At 64.0% G+C, this 22,054-nt stretch carries 22 protein-coding genes and 1 tRNA gene; 16 read left to right on the top strand and 7 right to left on the bottom strand.

Features of this window, described 5'->3' with window-relative positions; translation table 11 throughout:
• Positions 1–66: 66 nt before the first annotated feature.
• Together WIMU1_RS19515 and WIMU1_RS19520 are read left to right on the top strand one after the other, a co-directional pair.
• A complete protein-coding gene (locus WIMU1_RS19515) occupies positions 67–1,629 on the top strand; it encodes a sensor histidine kinase (RefSeq protein WP_062799625.1) in 1,563 nt (520 codons plus the stop codon).
• Entirely contained in the window at positions 1,626–2,318 is a 693-nt protein-coding gene (locus tag WIMU1_RS19520) for a response regulator (RefSeq protein ID WP_062799627.1), read from the top strand. The genes WIMU1_RS19515 and WIMU1_RS19520 overlap by 4 nt, the downstream gene beginning before the upstream one ends.
• 4 nt (positions 2,319–2,322) lie before the next feature.
• On the opposite strand, the gene WIMU1_RS26530 is transcribed toward WIMU1_RS19520, so the two are convergent.
• Complete coding sequence (locus WIMU1_RS26530; RefSeq protein ID WP_211339021.1) at positions 2,323–2,877, bottom strand: excalibur calcium-binding domain-containing protein; 555 nt, start codon at positions 2,875–2,877, stop codon at positions 2,323–2,325.
• A 262-nt stretch (positions 2,878–3,139) separates the two neighbouring features.
• Here WIMU1_RS26530 and WIMU1_RS19530 point away from each other — a divergent pair, with 262 nt between their 5' ends.
• Both WIMU1_RS19530 and WIMU1_RS19535 read left to right on the top strand, forming a co-directional pair.
• Positions 3,140–3,397 carry a hypothetical protein gene (locus WIMU1_RS19530; RefSeq protein WP_062799631.1) on the top strand — a complete coding sequence of 86 codons (258 nt, stop codon included), beginning with the start codon at positions 3,140–3,142 and terminating at the stop codon, positions 3,395–3,397.
• A 102-nt stretch (positions 3,398–3,499) separates the two neighbouring features.
• Positions 3,500–3,733, top strand: coding sequence for a three-helix bundle dimerization domain-containing protein (locus WIMU1_RS19535; RefSeq protein WP_062799633.1), 234 nt, complete (start codon positions 3,500–3,502; stop codon positions 3,731–3,733).
• Between the two features lie 32 nt (positions 3,734–3,765).
• On the opposite strand, the gene WIMU1_RS19540 is transcribed toward WIMU1_RS19535, so the two are convergent.
• Positions 3,766–3,933, bottom strand: a complete 168-nt coding sequence (locus WIMU1_RS19540) for a hypothetical protein (RefSeq protein ID WP_157366799.1) — start codon at positions 3,931–3,933, stop codon at positions 3,766–3,768.
• Positions 3,934–4,525: 592 nt separating this feature from the next.
• On the opposite strand from WIMU1_RS19540, the gene WIMU1_RS19545 reads away from it, so the two are divergent.
• Entirely contained in the window at positions 4,526–5,005 is a 480-nt protein-coding gene (locus tag WIMU1_RS19545) for a nucleoside deaminase (protein WP_030171671.1), read from the top strand.
• 48 nt (positions 5,006–5,053) lie between these two features.
• Here WIMU1_RS19545 and WIMU1_RS19550 read toward each other — a convergent pair whose 3' ends face one another.
• On the bottom strand, positions 5,054–5,791 hold the full coding sequence (locus WIMU1_RS19550; RefSeq protein ID WP_174548757.1) for a GntR family transcriptional regulator: 738 nt from the start codon (positions 5,789–5,791) through the stop codon (positions 5,054–5,056).
• 169 nt (positions 5,792–5,960) lie between these two features.
• On the opposite strand from WIMU1_RS19550, the gene WIMU1_RS19555 reads away from it, so the two are divergent.
• Genes WIMU1_RS19555 through WIMU1_RS19575 form a run of 5 tightly spaced genes read left to right on the top strand, consistent with a single transcriptional unit; the run spans position 5,961 to position 11,562 of the window.
• Entirely contained in the window at positions 5,961–6,959 is a 999-nt protein-coding gene (locus WIMU1_RS19555; protein WP_062799637.1) for a BMP family ABC transporter substrate-binding protein, read from the top strand.
• Between the two features lie 13 nt (positions 6,960–6,972).
• Positions 6,973–8,493, top strand: a complete 1,521-nt coding sequence (locus WIMU1_RS19560; protein ID WP_062799638.1) for an ABC transporter ATP-binding protein — start codon at positions 6,973–6,975, stop codon at positions 8,491–8,493.
• The gene (locus WIMU1_RS19565) at positions 8,493–9,632 is read left to right on the top strand and encodes an ABC transporter permease (RefSeq protein ID WP_062799643.1); all 1,140 of its coding nucleotides are present in this window, start codon (positions 8,493–8,495) and stop codon (positions 9,630–9,632) included. Before WIMU1_RS19560 ends, WIMU1_RS19565 begins: the two co-directional genes overlap by 1 nt.
• Positions 9,629–10,555: an ABC transporter permease gene (locus tag WIMU1_RS19570; RefSeq protein ID WP_062799644.1), complete on the top strand. Its 927-nt coding sequence runs from the start codon at positions 9,629–9,631 to the stop codon at positions 10,553–10,555. Before WIMU1_RS19565 ends, WIMU1_RS19570 begins: the two co-directional genes overlap by 4 nt.
• A gap of 23 nt (positions 10,556–10,578) precedes the next feature.
• Complete coding sequence (locus tag WIMU1_RS19575) at positions 10,579–11,562, top strand: ornithine cyclodeaminase family protein (protein WP_062799887.1); 984 nt, start codon at positions 10,579–10,581, stop codon at positions 11,560–11,562.
• A gap of 17 nt (positions 11,563–11,579) precedes the next feature.
• Here the strand turns inward: WIMU1_RS19575 and WIMU1_RS19580 are convergent.
• The 4 genes from WIMU1_RS19580 to WIMU1_RS19595 form a co-directional block, all read right to left on the bottom strand.
• A tRNA-Val gene (locus tag WIMU1_RS19580) sits at positions 11,580–11,654 on the bottom strand.
• Positions 11,655–11,749: 95 nt separating this feature from the next.
• The gene (locus WIMU1_RS19585; RefSeq protein WP_062799645.1) at positions 11,750–12,232 is read right to left on the bottom strand and encodes a peroxiredoxin; all 483 of its coding nucleotides are present in this window, start codon (positions 12,230–12,232) and stop codon (positions 11,750–11,752) included.
• Positions 12,229–12,651: a DUF3052 domain-containing protein gene (locus WIMU1_RS19590; RefSeq protein ID WP_062799646.1), complete on the bottom strand. Its 423-nt coding sequence runs from the start codon at positions 12,649–12,651 to the stop codon at positions 12,229–12,231. The genes WIMU1_RS19585 and WIMU1_RS19590 overlap by 4 nt, the downstream gene beginning before the upstream one ends.
• A gap of 109 nt (positions 12,652–12,760) precedes the next feature.
• The gene (locus WIMU1_RS19595; protein ID WP_120802708.1) at positions 12,761–13,294 is read right to left on the bottom strand and encodes an Rv2240c family protein; all 534 of its coding nucleotides are present in this window, start codon (positions 13,292–13,294) and stop codon (positions 12,761–12,763) included.
• A 197-nt stretch (positions 13,295–13,491) separates the two neighbouring features.
• On the opposite strand from WIMU1_RS19595, the gene aceE reads away from it, so the two are divergent.
• The 6 genes from aceE to WIMU1_RS19625 all read left to right on the top strand — a co-directional run bounded on the left by aceE (position 13,492) and on the right by WIMU1_RS19625 (position 21,941).
• Positions 13,492–16,263 carry a pyruvate dehydrogenase (acetyl-transferring), homodimeric type gene (gene aceE / locus WIMU1_RS19600; RefSeq protein WP_062799650.1) on the top strand — a complete coding sequence of 924 codons (2,772 nt, stop codon included), beginning with the start codon at positions 13,492–13,494 and terminating at the stop codon, positions 16,261–16,263.
• A gap of 83 nt (positions 16,264–16,346) precedes the next feature.
• Entirely contained in the window at positions 16,347–17,639 is a 1,293-nt protein-coding gene (locus WIMU1_RS19605) for a PucR family transcriptional regulator (RefSeq protein ID WP_062799652.1), read from the top strand.
• Positions 17,640–17,808: 169 nt separating this feature from the next.
• A complete protein-coding gene (locus WIMU1_RS19610; protein WP_062799654.1) occupies positions 17,809–18,717 on the top strand; it encodes an ACP S-malonyltransferase in 909 nt (302 codons plus the stop codon).
• A gap of 131 nt (positions 18,718–18,848) precedes the next feature.
• Positions 18,849–19,157 carry a meromycolate extension acyl carrier protein AcpM gene (gene acpM / locus WIMU1_RS19615; RefSeq protein WP_062799656.1) on the top strand — a complete coding sequence of 103 codons (309 nt, stop codon included), beginning with the start codon at positions 18,849–18,851 and terminating at the stop codon, positions 19,155–19,157.
• 6 nt (positions 19,158–19,163) lie between these two features.
• A complete protein-coding gene (locus WIMU1_RS19620) occupies positions 19,164–20,429 on the top strand; it encodes a KasA/KasB family beta-ketoacyl-ACP synthase (RefSeq protein WP_030171718.1) in 1,266 nt (421 codons plus the stop codon).
• Between the two features lie 60 nt (positions 20,430–20,489).
• Entirely contained in the window at positions 20,490–21,941 is a 1,452-nt protein-coding gene (locus WIMU1_RS19625) for an acyl-CoA carboxylase subunit beta (RefSeq protein ID WP_023953901.1), read from the top strand.
• The last annotated feature ends 113 nt before the right edge of the window (positions 21,942–22,054 follow it).

Raw genomic sequence — 22,054 nt, forward strand, 5'->3', positions numbered from 1 at the left:
TGGTGTTCTACGGGGGTGAGCCAGGTCACTATTTAGTTCATTACGTTCAACCGACGGAGAGGTTTCATGGCCAGGTTGGTGCCCCGTTCACTTGCCGGCCAAACGTTTGTGCTGCAGCTGGTCGTGATCGCGGTGATGGTCCTGGGCGGCAGCGCGCTGGCGATCGTCGACGCGAGACGCGACGGTGACGCCGCGGCGCGGTTGCAGGTCACCGGCATCGCCAGCGCGCTGGCCGAATCTCCGGCGACCGCAGCGGCCATCGAATCCGGAAGCGCGACAGCGGTGCTGCAACCGGTGACCGAACGGGTTCGGGCAGATACCCAGATCGCGTTCATCACGATCATGGCGCCTGACCGGACACGATTCACCCACACGAATCCCGAACTCATCGGCCGGCCGTACATCGGGACCATCGAGCCTGCGTTGCAGGGCCGCACCTTCACCGAGGTCTACACCGGCACTCTCGGTCCGTCGATCCGCGCTGTCGCGCCGGTGCGCTCGTCGTCCGGCGAGGTCGTCGGACTGGTGTCGGCCGGGATCACCCAGCAGACGCTGTTCTCGCGCTGGCAGCAGCAGTTGCCGCAGATCCTGCTGATCGCCGCCGGCGCGTTACTCGTGTCCCTCGTCGGGATCTGGGCGATTCGCCGTCGCCTGCTGCGGCAGACACATGGGTTGGCTCCCACCGAACTGCAGGTGATGTATGAACATCACGACGCCATCCTTCACTCGGTGTCGGAAGGATTGATCGTGCTGGATCGACACGGCGTGGCCCTGGCCAATGACGAGGCCCGGCGCCTGCTGGCACTGCCCGCAGGCGAGGTGGACAAAGAGAACCTGCCCGCATTTCTCCGGTCGTACTCCCCCGGCGCACGCGATGAAGTCCACGTGACGGGTGACCGGGTACTGGTGGTCAACAGGTCTCGCGTCCCCGGCAATCGGTCGCCGGAGACCGAGGTGGTCACCATTCGTGATAGGACCGAATTGCAAGGCGCCCTGGGCGAACTCGACTCGATGAAGGTGTTCACCGAATCGCTGCGATCGCAGGCTCACGAATCGGCGAACCGCCTGCACACCATCGTGACGCTGGTGGAGATGGGACGCGGCGACGAGGCCGTCCGCTTCGCCACCACCGAATTGGAGTTGTCGCAGAAGTTGGTCGACCGGCTGTCCGAATCGGTCGGTGAACCCGCACTGGCCGCCCTGTTGCTGGGCAAGAGCGCTCAGGCCGATGAACGGGGTATCGAGTTGACGATCACCGACGACACCGTGATTCCCTCGGACAACGAGCACGCTGTGTTGTCGGGCCAAGAACTCGTCACCGTGGTGGGCAACCTTGTCGACAACGCCTTGGATGCATGCGACCGGTCCGACCCCTGGGTGGAGGTGACCGTACGGCAAGATGGCGAACATCTGCTGATCCAGGTCGCCGACAGTGGCCCGGGCATGGACGCCGAGGAATTCAGCAAAGCGAGGCAACGCGGATACTCCACCAAGTCCGGTGGCGAAGCGGGCAGGCGCGGACTGGGTTTGGCGCTCGTGTCCCAGGTTGTCGATCGCCACGAAGGGACCCTCACTGCCGAGGTGACGTACGGCTCGGTTGTCACCGTCACCTTCGGCCCGCCGGCATGATCAACGTTCTCGTCGTCGAAGACGAACCGCTGATCGCCGAAGCCCACCGCACGTATCTGGGCCGGATCGACGGCTTTTCCGTTGTCGCCGTGGTGCATACGGCGCAGGACGCCATGCGATCGGCCGCAGAGGCCGCGACAACGACAACACCCATCGACCTCGTACTCCTCGATCTGGGACTGCCCGACGCCAGCGGGATCGACCTGGCATCAGCACTGTCAGGGTTACGCCCGGCTCCGGACATCATCGCCATCACGTCCGAACGAGATCTGGAGATGGTGCGAGCCGCCGTGGCCCACGGGGCGCTGGCGTACCTGCTCAAACCGTTCACGTTCGCCGCTTTCCGCGACCGCCTCGAGCGGTACCAGCGTTATCGACAGGCGTTGCCCGCGGGCACCGACGCGGCCAGCCAGATCGAGGTCGACCGGGCGATCGCCGAATTGCGGGGCACCACAGACAAATCCACGGCCCCGAAAGGCGCGGCACCCGGCACCACCGACGAGATAGCCCGCCGGATCCGCGACAGTCCCGAAGGTCTCACCGCCGCCGAGGCCGCCAACGAGGTCGGCGTGTCGCGGGTGACGGCCTGGCGTTATCTCGAACGCCTGGCCGACGAGGGAACCCTCTCTCGCCACACGGACTACGGCAATGCCGGTCGACCCAAGATCCGTTACCAGTGGCGGCGCTGAGCGGCTATGTCTCGCACGCCACCCCGTCGCCATCGCGGTCGAGGGCGGGCCGATAGCCGGCTTCTCCCTGCATGATCGGAGCAGCACCTGCCGCTTTCACCGCTGTGCAGTTCTCGTAATAGACCGCTCCGGCGTTGCTATCGGGTGCAACGGGCACGTACACCGGTGTCGACGTCCGCGGCATGACAGGCAGTGGCGCCTGAGTCGCAGCGTTCGTGTCCGGAATGCCTCGGGTGACCGGAACCTCCACGATGGAGGTCACCACTGAGGTCACTATTCGGGTCGGCGGTGCCGCGGTCGTCGTGGTCGTGGTCGCGGTGGTGGTTGTCGATGTTGTCTTCGGCGGTGACGTCACCGCAGGTGTCGACGCTTCGGCCACAGTTTTCGGTTTTTCATCAGACTGCTCCTCCGAAGGAGCCACGAGGCCGACGATCATGAGGAGTGCGAAGACAGCAGCAACAATCCACGGCCATTTCCGCTTCTTCTTCGGTGGCTGCCCATATGGAGACCCGCCGGTTGGCCGATCCCAGTTATCGGGCATGGAGAACTGTTGCGTCATGAGAATGAAAACCTTTCGGAAGGGTAATGAAAAGCGCTGCTACCAGCGACTTCCCCACCGGTCCGAGCCATTCACCCACCTATATCGGTGAGCCACCAGTTCGTTACACACACCGCCCGTCTGTGGCTTTTCGAGTTGTTCCTGCTTTCCCCCCGCCTGCTCTTGTCAGCGCTGAGATGTTGCTGTGGCCGGCCATGGCGCGGAGTTTGCCCTCGGCGATCAACGGGTATCTGCCGGATCGAGTCAGATCATGGTCGTAGCTATGAAAGGACAACCGATGGTGTCGGAAACACACGTCCGGGAACTTCTCGAGAGTTCGTTCGAGGATGCGCATCTGATCTTGGAGATGGGTCAGCTGTCGGTCATCGACGGCGCCAGCGCGGAGAAGGATGAGTCGGCGCTGGTGGTCGCCACCGCGCGCGAATTGCGCGAGACTCACGACGTCGCGCACGTCAACGACGAGGAGCTGACATCCATCGCCGCGCTCCTCGACGACCGGATCGCCAAGCTCGGAGCCTGATCGCCGGACGCGTCACAGTGCGCTCGAATAGCGGATGGCGGTAGGGCCAACAGCCCGTGAACAAACTAGAGGGTCCGACGTGCGCGCCGTACGGTCAAAGGTATGAACCCCGAGGATCAAGAGCAGCAGCAGATCGAGCAGATCGCCGACAAACTGGCGGACAAGCACGCGGATGTGCCGACGGAAGCTGTCGCCGAGGTCGTCGAGGACGCGTACCGGAAGTTCGATGGCCAACCGATCCGCGACTTCGTCCCACTTCTCACCGAACGCCGGGCAGAAGAAGAACTCGGCGGAAACCCGATCGCCACGCCTGAGTCCCTCGAAGAATCGAGCTGAGGGCTACTACGTCGAGGAAACGGGAAGCGCCATCACGCGCTTCCCGCGGTTTCCTTTGGCCGACCCGCAGACTGCAGAGCGCGAAGGTCTGCGGCCTCGGCTTCGAGATCTGCGTGACTGATCACGCGCGCCATCACGATGGCGACAAAGATCGAGATCAATACCCAAGCGGCTACGGCGACGCCTATCCATAAGAACACGTCGAAAGTATGGCCCACTATCCCGAATTGGGAAACTGTTCTTTTAGAAGTAATTTCGAATTGATCGTCACGATCATAGTTTATGATTCTGACGATCAAAACCGTCGGATTTCAAAGCCTGTTCGAACAATGTCGAATCCGATTCACGGCCTGTTCCCACCCTGATCGTCCCACCACGACAGCCTTCCTGCAACGTTGCCCCTGGCTGGTGAGCCGCAGACCAGCGGGCTGTCTTGCGTGCGGCACCAGGCCGGTGTGCGGTCCGCAAGACTCCGCGGGGTCACCTTGCCGTAGCTTTCCGGAGCCGCAGCGTGGGGGTGTAGCCGTCGGGTTCGTTCGTCTCGCCCTCGAACATCGCCCGACCCGACCACGTCGAGGGATTCAATTGCGAACCCTTACTAAGCGGGTTGAATTGGTTCTGCGAACGAATTAGTCAGCGACTCAAATTGATCTTCGCCGACAAAGCCGATTGAACAATTCAGTTTTACCATTGTGGCGATTCGAAACAGGCCTGCGGCAATCGCGGGTCCGTTCAGCACCCCCACCGTGGACACACCTGCTCACCGAGCCAGGGTGTCGTACGCTCGCACCTGTGGGCATAACGAACGACGATGTACAGCACCTACGGCGATGCGTGGATCTGGCACGCGAAGCGCTGGCGGCCGGCGATGAACCCTTCGGTTCAGTGCTCGTGAGCGCAGACGGCCGAACACTTTTCGAAGACCGCAACCGCGTCAAAGACGGCGACAACACAAGGCATCCCGAGCTGACGATCGCGTTATGGGCAGTGGAGAACATGGAGCCGGCCGCGCGGGCCGCGGCCACGGTGTACACCTCCGGAGAGCATTGCCCGATGTGCGCCGCGGCGCACGCGTGGGTCGGACTGGGCCGAATTGCCTATGCGGTGTCGTCGTCTCAATTGTCGGAGTGGCTCGCGGAATGGAATGCTCCTCCCTCACCGGTCGCCGGGCTGCCGATCAACACCGTTGCGCCCCAATTGCCGGTAGACGGACCGGCTGATGCTCTGGTCGACGAGATGCGGGCCCTGCACGCACAGCGATTCAGCGTTTAGCCGGAACCCTGTCGTGCTCTCCGACCGGCGGTGTGTAGCACCCACCGCTCAAGTCGGTTCAGGTCTCGCCCGCCGACGTCCCTTCGTGGCCTCCACCGGATCGATCGACCCGCCCGACCACTCGGCGGCCATCGCAAGGCTTGCCTGCCGGCCCGAATGAACGTGATGGAAGGCTGATTCGGCCGCACGGTCGGCGTCGTGGGCCGCGATGGCGGCAAGAATTTCCTCGTGCTCGTGGCATTGGCGGCCCGGATCCCGGTCTTTTGTCAGATGAAAGAGCCACTGCGTGCGCGCCTCCAGAGGGCGCAGCAGCGACTCCAGCAGAGGGTTCGCGGACAGGTCGACGATCATTTGGTGGAACTTGGCATTGGCCGCTGCGATCGCTGGGCGGTCCCGCTTCAGCGTCGCGGCACGAGCGGCTTCGAGTTGCTCCGACAACCGGGCGAGACCTTCCTCGTCGGCGCGCTCGGCAGCAAGCCGGGCGGCAAGGACTTCGAGACTCTCGCGCACGTCGAACAGATCTCGGACATCGTTCTCGCTGAAGGGCGAGACGATTGCACCTTGTCTCGGCACCAAAACCACCAGTCCGTCCTGCTGCAGCAACTGCAACGCCTCGCGCAGCGGGATACGCGAGACATCAAGTTCTGCGGCGAGATCGCGCTCCACCAGCCTCGACCCCGGCGCCAGCCGCAGATCTACGATCTGGCGCCGAATCTCCTCATACGCGTGCTGGCGCAAAGACTTTCGATCGTTTGCCGAACCCGTCAGCTCTTCTACCGCAGGCATGAACACCAAGTCCTCTCGCGGATTTCGCCTCGTTCAGCCGAGTCTAGCCAGACCCACTTAGCGGTATACCAATAACTAACCGGCTCGTAATCGGATGGAAACACTCAGCCCCCACTCTTCTCGTAACGGTATACCGCTAAAACACAGCGGCCGACGATCAGGAGACACGATGAGATTTCGATCCACAACCGTCCGCGTACCAGTGGCGCTGCTCGCGGCCGGAGCCATTGCGGTAGGAATGTCAGGGTGCGGCACTTCGGGCGCCGACGCCAACGACGGGAGCCTGTCCGTCGGAGTCTTCTTCCCCGGCTCGGTCACCGACACCGGGTTCATGGAGTCGGGCTACCTCGGATACCAGAGGGTCGAGAAGGCACTCGGTGACCAGGTTGACCTCAGTTATGTCGAGCAAGTCGCACCAGCCGACTACCAGCAGGCATTGCAGCGCTTCGCATCTGAGAACGAATTGGTCATCTCGGTCGGCGGCCAGACCGACGCCGACGTGCGTAAGATCGCCCCGCAGTTCCCAGACGTGAAGTTCGTCGAAATCGGTGGACCTTCCGACGCCGAACCGATGGACAATCTCGCCTACTACGATCCGCAGCAGGCCGAAGCCGAATTCCTTTCCGGCGCAGTGGCAGCGGCTTCATCGGCCACCGGAACGGTCGGATTCGTCGGAGGCGTCGAGCTACCGGCCATCGTCAATGCGGCCAAGGCGTTCTCGAACGGGGCTACGTTTGTCCGACCCGATGTCAAGGTTCTCAGCCCCCAATATGTCGGCGACTTCAACGATCCCGCCAAAGCCAAACAGGCTGCGGGCACCGCCTACGCGGGAGGTGCCAACATCCTCGGTCAGATCGTCAACCTCGGCAAACAAGGCATCGAACAAGCTGCACGCGACTCGGGCAATCGTATGGTCGGCGGACCGATTCCCGGAGATTGCGCAAACCCGGTATACGCAGGTTTTGTCCGCACCGACATCGGGACCGAGATCGAATACGCCGTCTCTTCAACGCTCGACGGCTCCTGGGAGGCTGCACAAGTTCCGTTCGGTCTGACAACAGACAAGGGTGGCAGCGACTTCATCCTCTGCTCGCAAGACCCGGCCGCCACCAAGGCGCTGACCGACGCAAAGGCGGCGCTGACATCCGGCTCCGTCACGGCATACTGAAACGGCCGACGCGATGACCCCAGCAACCAGCCCGCTGTTGACGCTCGATCGAATCGGTAAGTCGTATGGCAGTGTTCGCGCGCTCGACGACGTCACCATGGCCGTCGAACGGGGCACGGTGCACTGCATCCTCGGAGAGAACGGTGCAGGCAAGTCGACACTGTGCAACGTCGTGTACGGAACGGTGTCTGCGGACCAGGGCAGTATGACCATCGACGGAACCCCGTACCGCCCTTCGACACCGGCAGCGGCACTCGAGTCCGGCGTCGCCATGGTGCATCAGCACTTCTCACTCATCCCCACGATGACAGTGGAGGACAACCTGTTGTTGGGCCGGCGAGGTTTTCGCCAGCCACACGATGAGGTGGAGCAGGGCCTGGCGCGCATAGCCGATTCGTACGGATTGACCGTGGACCGCACCGCCCGCGTCAGTGACCTTCCGATCGGCGCACGACAGCGGGTGGAGATCGTCAAAGCCCTGCTTCGACGGCCAGACCTCATCCTGCTCGACGAACCGACTGCGGTGCTCGACCCCGGTGAGATCGACTCGCTGATCGAGACCTGCAATGCCCTTGCCGCCGATGGCAAGTCGGTTGTCCTGATCACCCACAAACTCGGAGAGGTCGCCCGCGTGGCCGATGCGGCGACTGTGCTCCGAGGCGGGACGGTCGTCGGCGGAGGCCGGCTGTCGCAGACACCGCTGGACTCCTTGCTCGACCTGATGCTCGGTGGCGCACAACCTGTTGCGTCCGAACGACGCCCGTCATCGCCACCGCATCACGCAGCACCCTGCTTGGAGGTCAGGGGCGTCACGCTGTCCCGCCCAGATGGCAGCACTGCCCTGTCAGACGTCGATTTGACTGTCCACTCAGGAGAGATCGTTGGTATCGCAGGTGTCGAAGGCAATGGCCAGTCGGAGCTGGCGGCAGTGTTGTCCGGGTCCGTCGCCGCTGATCGCGGAACAGTCAGTGTCGACGGGCTCGACATCACCGAACACACTCCGGCGCAGCGCACCCGTGCGGGCATGGGTGTCATTCCCGAAGACCGGCACGCCGAGGGCATGGTCGCCGAACTATCACTTGCCGAGAACTACGCACTCGGCCGATTGAGCGACTACCGGCGCTGGGGCCTACTGGATCGCCGGCGTATGAGAGCTGATGCCGCGCAGGCCATCACGGAGTACTCGATCCGCGCCGATGGTCCCGACATCCCCATCGGATCATTGTCCGGCGGCAACCAGCAGAAGGTTGTGCTGGCCCGGGAATTGTCGACCCCGGGGCTGCGTGTCGTCGTCGCGGCTCAACCCACCCGTGGGCTCGACGTCGGTGCCGTCGCCTTTGTGCTCGACCGTCTTCGGGACGCCGCGGCGTCTGGCGCCGCAGTGTTGGTGATCTCCAGCGAGATCGACGAGCTCGTCACCCTCTGCTCGCGCATTGTCGTCGCCTACCGCGGCACCATCCGCGGGTCTGTCGACTCCGAGTCTTCCTCTGCCACAAACGACATCGGCGAGCTCATGATGGGGGTGGCAGGATGATGCCGACGGCTGTTCTGCTTCGTACCAAACTGCGGCAGGGCGATTGGGCCCACAGTCCTCTTGTGGTCGCCGTCGTTGCCTTGGTGATCGCCGCAGGCATCGGACTGCTGTTGGCCGCAGGCGCTGGGGCCGGGCCCGCCGAGGTCATCGACGCCCTCATCCAGGGAACATTCGGCTCGCCCTTCGCCGTCGGCACCTCGCTGAACAACGCTGCCATCATCATGTTCATCGCGGCGGGCTTCACCGTCGCTTATCGGGCCGGTCTGGTGAACGTCGGAGGCGAAGGCCAGATCTGTCTCGGCGGCATTGCTGCCACTGCGGTGGGCGTGACCATCCCCGACGCCATGCCTCTCTTCCTTGGAGTCACCCTGGCGCTGGTGGCTGCCGTATTGGCCGGCGCAAGTTGGGCGGCCATTGCGGCGTGGCTCTATGTTCGGCGCGGTACCAGCGAGATCATCACCACCCTGCTGCTCAACTTTGTCGGCCTGGCGTTGGTTGTGTTGATGGTCCAGGAGCCGAGCTTGCTCCGGCAGCCGATGACCTCGTCGGAGACGCTCCCGCAGTCGGAGTCGCTGAGCGAAGCGAGCCACCTCCCGCTACTGGGATTGACCAAATCGCCGGCCACCGTGGCCATCGTCATTGCGCTCCTTGCCATCACGGCCGTCGGAGTGGTTTTGCGGCACAGCGCAATCGGACTACGGCTCCGCTCAGTGGGACTGTCACCGACTGCATCGGGTCGACTGGGTGTCCCAGTTGATCGCGTCCGTTTCCTGGGGCTCTCCACCGCAGGTGGATTCTCCGGGCTGGCCGGTGGAATCCTTGTCACGTCCGCCCCGTTCGTCTTGGCCGAAGGGTTCTCGTCAGGCTTCGGTTTCACCGGCCTCGTGGTCGGTTTGCTTGCCCGCGGGTCGATGACAGCAGTTGCCGGGGTGTCGCTGTTCCTGGGATTCCTGGTTGCCGGCGGTATCAATCTGCAGTTGGCCGCGGGAGTTCCGTCCTCCACCGTGACCGTGGTGCAGAGCGTGCTGATCATCTTGATCGCGGGCGCTGCCTTGTGGACCACCCGGTCGAGATCAGTGGCGCCCCCCGAGGCCACTTTGGCACCCGCCATCACAGCCCCCGCAAAGGCGACGTCATGAACATCGACATGCTCACCCAGGTCCTCACCAGCGGGGTGGCCTTCGCGATCCTGCTCATCGTGGCCGCAGCAGGTGAATCGATCAGCGAACGTGCAGGCGTGCTCAACCTCAGCATGGAGGGCATCATGCTCACCGGCGCTTTCGCGAGCGTGTTGGCCTCTGCCACACTTGATTCGGCGATGCTCGGCCTCGTCAGCGGCGTGCTTGCGGCTCTCATCTTCGGCATCATCCAGGCGTTGCTGACGGTGCGGTTCCGAGCCGACCAGATCGTTGTCGGAATTGCCGGCAACGCATTGGCTCTGGGGTTGACCACCTACGGTGCCCGCATCTTCCTCGAGGACGGCAAAGGCCAGGGTGTACCCGGCTTCAACGGCGTCGATATCCCCTTGCTGACCGACATCCCGATCGTCGGTCCGGCCCTGTTCGGACAATCAGTCCTCGGCTACCTCTGTGTGCTCGTGGTCATCGCGCTGGCGCTGCTGTTCTCCGGCAAGACCATGGCGGGCATCCGCGTGGACGCCGTCGGCGAGGACGCCACATCGGCCGGCTGGACAGGATTGTCCGTCAACAAGATCCGGGCCGCGTGCGTCTTGCTGGCTGCCGCAACAGGCGGTCTCGCAGGATCTCAACTGGCCCTCTCGGAAGTGCAGTCGTTCAGCGAGAACATGACTGCCGGCCTCGGGTACCTCGCCGTGGTCGCAGTGATCGCAGGACGGTGGAAAGTGATCGGAATCGTGTGGGCGTGCCTGTTCTTCGGGATCGCCCGATCGCTTCAGTTCGCCTTGCCTGCCGTCGGAGTCGACATCCCCTACGCGATCTTGCTGATGCTGCCGTACGTCATCGCCATCGTCGCGATCAGCGGCGTGGTCGGTGGCCGTCGAGCCCCGTCGTGCCTCACCGTGCCGTACGCCGGCCGTTCCTGAACCTCTTTGCCCCGGAAGGCGACATGACCCTCATCCTCACCCACTCCGACATCGACGCGCTCATCGACCGGACTTCGGTCTACCGCGCCGTGGAGCAGGCTCACGCTGATCTGACATCAGGTGCTGCGAGTAACCCCGCTCCCCCTCAGTTGCCGATCGCCGACGGCGGCACCGCCCTCCCGATGGTGGCGTCGTCAGAACCGTTGGGCGCCAGCGTCGTCAAGATGTTGTCGGACATGCCGGCCAATGTCGGCCGCGGGCTCCCGAGTCAGCGATCGACCATCCTGCTGATGTCGGCACAGACCGGCGAGTGCGAAGCAGTACTCGACGGCCGCCTCATCACAGCCATCCGTACTGCTGCGGCGAGCGCGGTGGCGACGGCTCACCTTGCCACGCAACGGAGCTCGATTCTGGGGCTCATCGGTGCCGGAACCCTCGCGGTGGAGCACGCCCGCGCCATCTGCCAAATCCGGAACATCGAGAAGGTTCTGGTGTGGTCACGGTCGGCGTCAACCGTCGACAGCTTCCGCCGTCGGACAGCCGATCTCGACATCCAGATCGAATACGCCGAATCCCCTCGGTCTATTCTCGCCTCCGCCGACATCGTCTGCACACTGACGCCGTCGCGCGAACCGATCGTCGAGGGCGCCTGGTTCCGCCCGGGCCTGCACCTGAACGCCGTCGGCGCTCCTCCTCGCGCGGACCACCGTGAGATCGACGGCCCCGGGATCGGCAGCAGCCGGCTGATCGTCGACAGCATTCCGACCGCACTCACCAAATCGGGAGATGTCCTGGTGGCGATCGCCGAAGGCCACTTGCAGACGCAGGACGTCGATGTCGAACTCGGCGATGTGATCGTGAATCCCGCTCTCGGCCGCCAAAGCGACGACGACATCACCCTGTTCAACTCCGTCGGAATCGGTCTACAGGATCTGGTGACCGCCCGGACGCTGGTCGATGTGGCGATGCAAAAGGGTGTCGGGGCGAGTGTGCGGTTGAATGCTTGAGAGGTCGGTGTAAATGATGGTGCGCGCAGAGGGATTTGAACCCCCGACCGCTGGTGTGTAAGACCAGAGCTCTACCGCTGAGCTATACGCGCGGGGCGACCGAACCGAAGGCGAGTTCGACCGGCCGCGACGGCGAGAGAAAACATGGACTCGCCGCCCGTCCGACACCCGAAGGCGTCAGACACCTTCAAGAATCTAGCGCGGCCAGGGCTTTCTCCCAAAGCGACTGGTCACGGACCTGCCCGGCGGCCATCTGCTCGGAGAACGCGATGTGTCCGGTCTTGTCGATGACGAAGGTGCCGCGGTTGGCGTAGCCCTTGTCCTCGTTGAAGACGCCATACAGCTGAGCGACACGGCCGTGGGGCCAGAAGTCCGCGAGAATCGGGAAGAGATACCCCTGGGCCGCCGACCACACCTTGTGAGTGGGCGATGTGCCCACCGACACCGCGATGAACGCCGAGTTGTCGTTTTCGAAGTCCGGCAGCCGATCGCGCACCATGCTCAGTTCACCTTCGCAGGTGCCGGTGAACGCCATCGGGAAGAACACCAGCAGCACGTTCTTCTTACCGAAATAACTGGAGAGGGTGATGTCCTGATTGTTCTGATCACGCAACGTGAAGTCAGGAGCCGCGGTTCCCACCGCGAGCTCCTGATGAGCGGAGTCGGTCATGCCTTCTTGCCGGCTCGCGTCTTCGGTTGAACCAGACGAGATCCCAGCCAATCACCGAAACTCACGGCACTGGTCTGGGTGAGGCCCGCGGTCGGCGCGGCTTCGGCGACCTCACTGGGGTCGACGTAACCGTCACTTCCGGTCTTCGGCGACAACACCCACACGAACCCGTCGTCGGCGAGCGGCGTGATGGCATCCATCAGGGCGTCGACCAGATCGCCGTCACCGTCCCGCCACCACAGCACCACCATGTCGACGACCTCGTCGGAGTCCTCGTCCACCATCTCGGCGTCGATGGCATCCTCGATGTCGGCACGCAGGTCGTCGTCGGTGTCCTCGTCCCACCCCAGCTCCTGCACGATCATGCCCGCTGTCACTCCCAGCTTCTGGACGCGATCACCATCTGAAGCGGCAACCAACGCGACGACCTCCTGTCAGTAGAAAAATAGGCGAACACTGTCCGTGTCCGCTTCGATGACTCAAGCGAACAGGGTAAACCCCCAAGTTGCAAGCCGAATGGCACCTTTTTCAACCGGCAACTTTCCCGCACGCGTCCACAGCCTTGTTCCTGGCGTCGATCCACTTGTCCGCCGGATCGTTGAGGCCGGCCCGATATTCGTTCCTCACCGCGGCCACCAACTCCCGGTTGCGGTCGAGGAAATTCCGTACGAGAGTCTGCACGGGCTGCTCGACGCCGCCCACCAGTTTCGCGGTAATTGCCTGCTCACCGGCGGTGAGCTGGTCGACCACCACCCGACTGCTGTCGCCCATCTGCGAATAGGACTGCACGTCATTGAGTTTGGTGACGAACTCGTTGTAGCCGTTGAGCATGGTCACCACAGTGGTGGTGAATTGCGCGCAGAGGCCGACCGTCAGCGTGCGCGCAGCCTCGGCGGCCCTCGACGATTCTGCGATCCTCGATTGCTCGGCCGCGACCGACACGTCGCTCTGATAGGCGCGCACGTCGCTGGGATCGACGCCACTGGAACCGTCGACGGTGGTGGCACATCCGGTGAAAAGTGCCCCGGCCACCACAACGCCGACCACCCACCTGGACTTCACAGAGCAGATACTGCCCCATGTACCGCTCGAACATCCAGAGCAACACATGTAGGTTCGGCTAGTTTGCCGTCCTCCGATGCCAACGAACATCACATGCGGCACGATTGAGAGAACGCCGAGGACCTCACCAGGGTCCAGCGCCACATTTGGTTTCTGGCAGCCACCCTGCCGGACGACTCGAGGAGAAGACCAGCGTAGTGACTGACAGCACGAAAGCACCGAAGAACCAGCAGCGGGTTCGCGTCATCCGAGAAGGAGTCGCGTCCTACCTCCCGGACATCGACCCGGATGAGACCACTGAATGGCTGGAGTCCTTCGACGGTCTACTCGAGAACGCCGGCCCCGGCCGGGCCCGGTACCTGATGCTTCGCCTGCTCGAGCGCGCCGGGGAGAAGCGGGTCTCGATCCCGGCCCTCACCTCCACCGACTACGTCAACACCATCCCCACCGAGAGCGAACCCTGGTTCCCCGGTGACGAAGAAGTCGAACGCCGCTTCCGCGCTTTCATCCGCTGGAATGCAGCAATCATGGTGCACCGCGCACAGCGTCCCGGCGTCGGCGTCGGCGGCCACATCTCCACCTATGCCTCGTCGGCCGCGCTGTACGAGGTCGGCTTCAACCACTTCTTCCGCGGCCAGGACCACGCCGGTGGCGGCGACCAGATCTTCATCCAGGGTCACGCCTCCCCCGGCATCTACGCACGCGCGTTTCTCGAGGGCCGCATCGACGAGAAGCGGATGGACGGGTTCCGTCAGGAGCACTCCCACGCCGGCGAGGGCGGTGGCCTGCCGTCATACCCCCACCCTCGGCTGATGCCCGACTTCTGGCAGTTCCCGACCGTGTCCATGGGCCTGGGCCCGATGAACGCGATCTATCAGGCGCGGTTCAACCATTACTTGAATGACCGCGGCATCAAAGACACCAGCGATCAGCACGTCTGGGCATTCCTCGGCGACGGCGAGATGGACGAGCCGGAGTCACGCGGCCTGGCGCACGTCGCCGCAACCGAAGGCCTCGACAACCTGACGTTTGTCGTCAACTGCAACCTGCAGCGCCTCGACGGCCCGGTGCGCGGTAACGGCAAGATCATCCAGGAACTCGAGTCGTTCTTCCGCGGGGCCGGTTGGAACGTCATCAAGGTCGTCTGGGGTCGCGAGTGGGACTCGCTGCTGCACAAGGACCGCGACGGCGCGCTGGTGAACCTGATGAACAGCACCCCCGACGGTGACTTCCAGACCTACAAGGCCAACGACGGTGCCTACGTCCGCGACCACTTCTTCGGCCGCGACCCGCGAACCAAGGAGCTCGTCAAAGACCTCAGCGACGCCGACATCTGGAACCTCAAGCGCGGCGGCCACGACTACAAGAAGGTCCACGCGGCCTATGCCTCGGCGCTGGCGCACAAGGGCCAACCGACGGTGATCCTGGCGCACACCATCAAGGGCTACACACTCGGCAAGCACTTCGAGGGCCGTAATGCCACACACCAGATGAAGAAGCTGACCCTCGACGATCTCAAGGACTTCCGCGACAGCACGCGCATCCCGATCAGCGACGCCGAGCTCGAAAAGGATCCTTATCTGCCGCCGTACTACCACCCCGGCAACGACGCGCCCGAGATCCAGTACATGCTCGATCGCCGTAAGGCGCTCGGCGGTTTCCTGCCCGCTCGGCGCACCAAGAGCAAGGTGCTCAAGCCGGACACCGCGCCGGCGCTGAAACTGGCCGCGAAAGGTTCGGGCAAGCAGCAGGTCGCCACGACCATGGCCGTCGTCCGCATCTTCAAGGAACTGATGCGCGACAAGGAAGTCGGCAAGCGCCTCGTGCCGATCATCCCCGACGAAGCCCGCACCTTCGGTATGGACTCGTGGTTCCCGTCGCTCAAGATCTACAACCGCAACGGTCAGCTCTACACCTCCGTCGACGCCGAGCTGATGCTCGCGTACAAGGAGAGCTCGGTCGGGCAGATCCTGCACGAGGGCATCAACGAAGCCGGTTCCACGGCATCGTTCACCGCTGTAGGTACGTCGTATGCAACACACGACGAGCCGATGATCCCGCTGTACATCTTCTATTCGATGTTCGGCTTCCAGCGCACCGGCGATGGACTGTGGGCGGCTGCCGACCAGATGGCGCGAGGATTTGTCCTGGGAGCCACCGCCGGTCGCACCACACTCACCGGTGAAGGTCTGCAGCACGCAGACGGGCATTCGCTGCTGCTCGCGGCGTCGAACCCGGCAGTGGTGGCCTACGACCCGGCGTTCGGATACGAGCTCGGGCACATCATCGCCGACGGCCTGCGCCGAATGTACGGGGAAGATCCCGAGAACATCTACTACTACATCACCATCTACAACGAGCCGATCAGTCAGCCGGCGCAGCCCGACAACCTCGACGTCGCCGGACTGCTCAAGGGCATCTACCGCTACGCCGAAGCTCCCGAAGGCAAGGAGTACCCGGCGAACATCCTGGTCTCCGGCATCACCATGCCCAGTGCGCTCAAAGCACAAGAGTTGCTGGCAGAGGAATGGAACGTGGGCGCAAACGTCTACTCGGTGACGTCGTGGAACGAGCTGTCCCGTGATGGCGTGGAGTACGAGAAGGCATCGCTCCGCGATCCCGACGGTGAGCACCAGCAGCCGTACGTGACCGAAGCGCTCACCGAAGCCGCGGGTCCGTTCGTCGCGGCCAGCGATTTCATGCGTGGGGTTCCCGAACTGATCCGCGCCTGGGTTCCCGGCACCTATCTCACCCTCGGTACCGACGGATTCGGTTTCTCCGACACCCGGCCGGCCGCGCGCCGGTTCTTCAACGTCGACGGTGAGTCGATCGCGGTGGGTGTGCTGTCGGCGCTGGCCCGCGACGGCCACATCGAGGCCAAGGTCGCTGCCGAGGCCGCCGCGAAGTACAAGATCGACGACGTACTCGCAGCGCCGAAGCAGACGAGCGACCCGGGTCCCGGCGCCTGAGCCGAGTCCCACTCCGCCCGTCGAGGGGATCGCCTGCAGGCAGCGTCCGACCTGAAACCGTCCCGCTGACATAGATTGGTCAGATGGATGAGTCACGTGCGGTCGAGCAGCCCGCCGGCGATCTCTTCGGGCCGAGGGGTGCCCATGTGCCCGCCCCGGCCAACGTGCACGACGCATTGCCGGACACGCTGCTCCGCCGGGTGAAGCAGTACAGCGGTCGGTTGGCCACCGAGGCGGTGCACTCGATGCAAGACCAACTGCCGTATTTCGCCGACCTCGAGGCAGGTCAGCGAGCCAGTGTGCAGCTGGTCGTTCAGACCGCAGTGGTCAACTTCGTCGAGTGGCTTCAGGATCCCGAAGGCAACGTGAAGTTCACGGTGCAGGCGTTCCAGGTGGTGCCGCAGGATCTGGCGCGGCGGATCAGCTTGCTGCAGACCGTCGAGATGGTCCGGGTGGCCATGGAGTTCTTCGAGAAGTGGCTGCCACTTCTAGCCCGAAACGACGCCCAGCTGCGCGCACTCACCGAATCGGTGCTGCGCTACGGGCGCGAGATCGGGTTCGCGGCGGCATCCATCTACGCATCCGCAGCCGAATCACGCGGTGCGTGGGATTCGCGGCTCGAAGCACTGGTCGTCGACGCCGTGGTGCGCGGCGACTCCGGACCCACCTTGTTGTCGCGGGCGGCTGCGCTGAACTGGGACACCGAAGCCACCGCAACGGTGCTGGTCGGTATGCCGCCACCCGAGCGCAACGTGTCGGTTCCCTTGGCGGTGCACAACACTGCCCGCCAGCACGACCGCGCGGCGTTGTCCGTCGTCCAGGGCAGCCTGCTGGTCGCCATCGTCAGCGGGCCGGTGGCCGTGAGCGAGCCATTTGTCATCGATCTGCTGAATCTCTTTGCCGAGGGGCCGGTGGTGATCGGCCCGACAACACCCAATCTCGGGGCCGCGCACACCAGCGCCATCGACGCCCTCGCCGGTATCGAGGCAGTGGCGGGTTGGCCCAGCGCTCCGCGGCCGGTGCATTCCTGGGAGTTGCTGCCGGAGCGGGCATTGCTCGGCGATCAGACCGCGATGACGACCCTCAACGACTCCCTGATCACCCCGTTGACCAAAGGCGGCGACACTTTGACCGTCACGCTGGACGCCTACCTCGACTCCGGAGGGTCGGTGGAGTCCTGTGCCCGGGAGCTCTTCGTCCATCCAAATACTGTCAGATATCGACTAAAGCGGATTTCGGACATAACTGGCCGCGATCCGATGAACCCACGAGATGCGTACGTACTTAGGGTTGCCACAACTGTCGGCAGATTGGCACGAGTTCGACACGACATGCGCACAGTTTTCTCTTCAGTCACACGCGCAACAGGACACTGAGGACCAAGGTGACAATTGTGCATCACTTCACATTTGGCTAACGCATATCGATGTGGTGACGATGCAGGCACGCTGATGTGGTCATTTGTGGGAACCCCACAAAGGCCTTGCTCAAGGTTCATCGCGTCCAACACCCTCACCACACGCCAATAGGGTGTTCTCTTGTCACGTGCTCTCCTTGCTTGCGCCCGGACAGGGTTCCCAGACCGTCGGTATGCTCACCCCTTGGCTTGAGCTGCCCGGCGCCCGCGACCAGGTTTCGACCTGGTCGAAGATGACGAAACTCGACATCGCACGCCTCGGCACCACCGCGACGGCTGACGAGATCACCGATACCGCCGTCACCCAGCCGCTGGTGGTGGTGTCCGCACTGCTCGCATTCGACGAACTCTCCAAACGCTCTCCCCTGCCGGCCGACGCTCTCGTCGCCGGCCACTCTGTGGGCGAGCTGGCCGCAGCCGCCATCGCCGGCGTACTGACTGCCGATGAGGCCGTGGCCCTGGCTGCTGTTCGCGGCGCCGCGATGGCGAAGGCATGTGCACTCGAACCCACCACCATGGCTGCGGTGCTCGGTGGCGACGAAGCTGCCGTCCTGGCCCGTCTCGAAGAACTCGACCTGGTTCCGGCCAACCGCAACGCGGCGGGACAGATCGTCGCTGCGGGCGCAGTCGCGGCCATCGACGAGTTGATCGCGAACCCGCCGGAGAAGGCGCGCATCCGTAAGCTCGCGGTCGCCGGCGCCTTCCACACCAAATACATGGAGTCTGCGCAGGAAGCGGTCGCCCAAGCTGCTGCGGACATCGTCCCGCAAGACCCGAACAGGACGTTGCTCTCCAATTCCGACGGCCAGCCCGTCACCTCCGGGCGCGATGCGCTCGACAAACTGGTCGCCCAGGTCACCAGCCCGGTGCGGTGGGACCTGTGCTCGGCCACGATGCGCGAAAAAGCCACCACCGCGCTCGTCGAGTTGCCGCCCGCCGGCACACTCACCGGAATCGCCAAGCGCGAACTCAAGGGAACTCCCACCCGGGCCCTCAAGACCCCCGACGACCTCGAGGGACTCACCGATCTTGGATAGCGGTGGCGACGCACCTCGCGTCTCCATCCCCGGAAAGTGACAGACCAAGCACGCAGGTCGTCACAGTCCAACGCGGCGTTCGCACGCCGTCCGGAAGACACCCGCATTACGAAGAAGAAGGGAGCCACATAGTGGCCGCCGCACAGGAAGAAATCATTGCCGGACTCGCTGAGATCATCGAGGAGGTCACCGGCATTGAGCCCTCTGAGGTGACTGTGGAGAAGTCGTTCGTCGACGACCTTGACATCGACTCGCTGTCGATGGTCGAGATCGCAGTGCAGACCGAAGACAAGTACGGCGTGAAGATCCCCGATGAGGACCTCGCCGGACTGCGCACCGTCGGAGACGCTGTGTCCTACATCCAGAAGCTCGAAGCCGAGAACTCCGAGGCCGCCGACGCGATCCGCGCCAAGCTGGACGCCGACAAGACCGGTGAGTGACCAGTAGTGACTAACTCTCTTCGCGATTACTCCACCCTCGGCGGGAATTTCCCGAACGTCGTCGTGACATCGATGGTTGCCACCACTTCCGTCGGCGAAGACCTCGATTCCACGTGGAAGGGTCTTCTCGCCGGAGAGAGTGGCATCAAAACGCTCACCGACGACTGGGTCGAGGAGTACGACCTCCCGGTCCGGTTCGGTGGGCGGCTTGTCAAAGATCCGACTGACGAGGTCTCGCGGGTCCAGGCCCGCCGCATGGCCTACGTCGAGCGGATCGCCTACGTGATGGGCAAGCGTCTCTGGGTGCATGCCGGTGAGCCCGACGTCGAGAAAGATCGTCTCGGTGTTGTCATCGGCACCGGGCTCGGTGGCGGCGACGCTCTCATCGAGGCCGACAGGGTCATGAAGACCACGGGCAACTACCGCAAGGTGTCCCCGCTGGCAGTACCCATGTCGATGCCCAACGGTCCCGCCGCGGTCGTCGGCCTCGAGATCGGGGCCAAGGCCGGCGTCATCACGCCGATCTCCGCCTGTTCCTCGGGATCTGAGGCCATCGCCCACGCGTGGCGTCAGATCGTCATGGGTGACGCCGACATCGTCGTCACCGGTGGCGTCGAGGGTCACATCGACTCGGTGCCCATCGCGAGTTTCGCGATGATGCGTGCGATGAGCACCCGCAACGAGGACCCGGCCGCAGCCTCGCGCCCGTTCGACAAGGACCGCGACGGCTTCGTCTTCGGCGAAGCCGCTGCTCTCATGGTCATCGAGCGTGAGGACCACGCTCGTGCTCGGGGCGCGCACATCCACGCGCGCGTGCTCGGTGCGGGCATCACGTCCGACGGCTACCACCTGGTCGCACCCGACCCGGAGGGAACCGGCGCCGCGCGGGCGATGAAACGCGCGATGTCGACAGCTGGGCTGAGTGCATCGGACATCACCCACGTCAACGCCCACGCCACGTCCACCTCGGTGGGCGATACGGCTGAAGCGTTCGCGATCAACGCGGCCGTCGGCGATCATGCCGCGGTCTACGCACCGAAGTCTGCCCTCGGGCACTCCATCGGTGCGGTGGGGGCACTCGAATCGGTTCTGACCATCAAGGCCATCGAAGAGGGAGTCATCCCTCCGACCTTGAACCTCGACAATCAGGATCCGGAAATCAACCTCGACGTGGTTCACGGTGAACCCCGTTACGGCCAGATCGAATACGCCATCAACAACTCGTTCGGATTCGGTGGGCACAATGTCGCGCTCGCCTTTGGGCGCTACTGACCCGTTGCCCCCTGTTCCTTCACGACAGGGCGCTTGAAGATCTACCTGTAAGGAGATTCCATGACCACCATGGCCCCGATCACCAAGCACGAAGAGTCGGTCGATCCGCGAGATCCATTGCTGCGCTTGACCAATTTCTTCGACGAAGCGTCGATGTCGTTACTGCACCCCCGCGACAAGTCGGGAGTGCAGGCTGCAGTCGGGCGAGTCAACGGTGTTCGCACCGTCGCCTACTGCACCGACGGCACCGTGATGGGTGGGGCCATGGGGGTGGTGGGATGTAAGCACATCGTCAACGCCATCGACACCGCCATCGCCGAGCAGGCACCGGTCATCGGTATCTGGCATTCCGGCGGAGCGCGGTTGGCCGAAGGCGTCGAAGCACTGCACGCCGTCGGCGAGGTGTTCGAGGCGATGGTCCGCGCATCGGGTTACGTCCCGCAGATCTCCGTGGTCGTCGGCTTCGCAGCTGGCGGCGCCGCATATGGCCCGGCCCTCACCGACATCGTGATCATGGCCCCGGCCGGACGCGTGTTCGTCACCGGCCCCGACGTGGTCAAGAGCGTCACCGGCGAGGTCGTGGACATGGAGTCGCTCGGCGGCCCACTCACCCACGGCAAGAAGTCAGGCGTCTCGCACATCACCGCAGACTCCGAGCCCGACGCCTACTGGCGAGCTCGCCGACTCATCGCCACCTTCAGCCAGCAAGGACACTTCAGCCGTCAGAAGGCCGAAGCCGGCGACACCGACCTGCGGGCCCTGCTGCCCGAGTCGAACCGTCGCGCATACGACGTCCACCCGATCGTGCGGGCCCTGCTCGACACCGACATCGCGGCCGACGGCGAAACCGAGATCTCGAGTTTCGAAGAGCTGCAAGCAAAATGGGCTCCGAACATCACCATCGGGTTCGGCCGACTGTCCGGCCGAAGTGTCGGCGTCATCGCCAACAACCCGCTGCGCATGGGCGGCTGCCTCAACTCCGAGAGCGCCGAGAAGGCCGCACGTTTTGTGCGTCTCTGCGACGCATTCGGCATCCCTCTGATCGTGATGACCGACGTCCCGGGCTACCTCCCCGGCGTCGGCCAGGAATGGGACGGCGTCGTCCGACGTGGAGCCAAACTGCTCCACGCATTCGCCGAATGCTCGGTTCCCCGCGTCACCCTGGTCACCCGCAAGATCTACGGCGGCGCCTACATCGCGATGAACTCGCGTGCCCTCGGTGCCACCGCCGTGTTCGCATGGCCGGGATCCGAGGTCGCCGTCATGGGCGCCAAGGCCGCGGTCGGCATCCTGCACAAGAAAGCCCTGGCAGCAGCGCCCGACGACGAGCGCGAAGCACTGCACGAACGCCTCGCCGTCGAGCACGAAGCCATCGCCGGCGGCGTGGGTCGCGCACAGTCGATCGGCGTGGTCGACGAGATCATCGATCCCGCCAAAACCCGCAGCATCATCGCCGAAGCCCTGGCCTCGGCGCCGGCTCGGCGCGGACGCCACAAGAACATACCCCTGTAACTGTTCGCTTTGGTGTGGGCCTTAGTGCGTGCTCTTCGCTCGTCACGTGGCCGCTTCGCGACCGCGTTCCTCACTGCATCGCACGCGGCCCACACCTTCGCTCACGGGCGGCG

It is taken from the genome of Williamsia muralis NBRC 105860, from assembly GCF_001598915.1.
Lineage (GTDB): Bacteria > Actinomycetota > Actinomycetes > Mycobacteriales > Mycobacteriaceae > Williamsia > Williamsia muralis.

Coding starts and splice junctions, on each gene's coding strand:
- WIMU1_RS19535 (WP_062799633.1), top strand. CDS start 3,500: ATGAACCCCGAGGATCAAGAGCAGCAGCAGATCGAGCAGATCGCCGAC.
- WIMU1_RS19585 (WP_062799645.1), bottom strand. CDS start 12,232: ATGACCGACTCCGCTCATCAGGAGCTCGCGGTGGGAACCGCGGCTCCT.
- WIMU1_RS19565 (WP_062799643.1), top strand. CDS start 8,493: ATGCCGACGGCTGTTCTGCTTCGTACCAAACTGCGGCAGGGCGATTGG.
- WIMU1_RS26530 (WP_211339021.1), bottom strand. CDS start 2,877: ATGACGCAACAGTTCTCCATGCCCGATAACTGGGATCGGCCAACCGGC.
- WIMU1_RS19560 (WP_062799638.1), top strand. CDS start 6,973: ATGACCCCAGCAACCAGCCCGCTGTTGACGCTCGATCGAATCGGTAAG.
- WIMU1_RS19605 (WP_062799652.1), top strand. CDS start 16,347: ATGGATGAGTCACGTGCGGTCGAGCAGCCCGCCGGCGATCTCTTCGGG.
- WIMU1_RS19520 (WP_062799627.1), top strand. CDS start 1,626: ATGATCAACGTTCTCGTCGTCGAAGACGAACCGCTGATCGCCGAAGCC.
- WIMU1_RS19575 (WP_062799887.1), top strand. CDS start 10,579: ATGACCCTCATCCTCACCCACTCCGACATCGACGCGCTCATCGACCGG.
- WIMU1_RS19625 (WP_023953901.1), top strand. CDS start 20,490: ATGACCACCATGGCCCCGATCACCAAGCACGAAGAGTCGGTCGATCCG.
- WIMU1_RS19550 (WP_174548757.1), bottom strand. CDS start 5,791: ATGCCTGCGGTAGAAGAGCTGACGGGTTCGGCAAACGATCGAAAGTCT.
- WIMU1_RS19570 (WP_062799644.1), top strand. CDS start 9,629: ATGAACATCGACATGCTCACCCAGGTCCTCACCAGCGGGGTGGCCTTC.
- WIMU1_RS19515 (WP_062799625.1), top strand. CDS start 67: ATGGCCAGGTTGGTGCCCCGTTCACTTGCCGGCCAAACGTTTGTGCTG.
- WIMU1_RS19530 (WP_062799631.1), top strand. CDS start 3,140: ATGAAAGGACAACCGATGGTGTCGGAAACACACGTCCGGGAACTTCTC.
- WIMU1_RS19555 (WP_062799637.1), top strand. CDS start 5,961: ATGAGATTTCGATCCACAACCGTCCGCGTACCAGTGGCGCTGCTCGCG.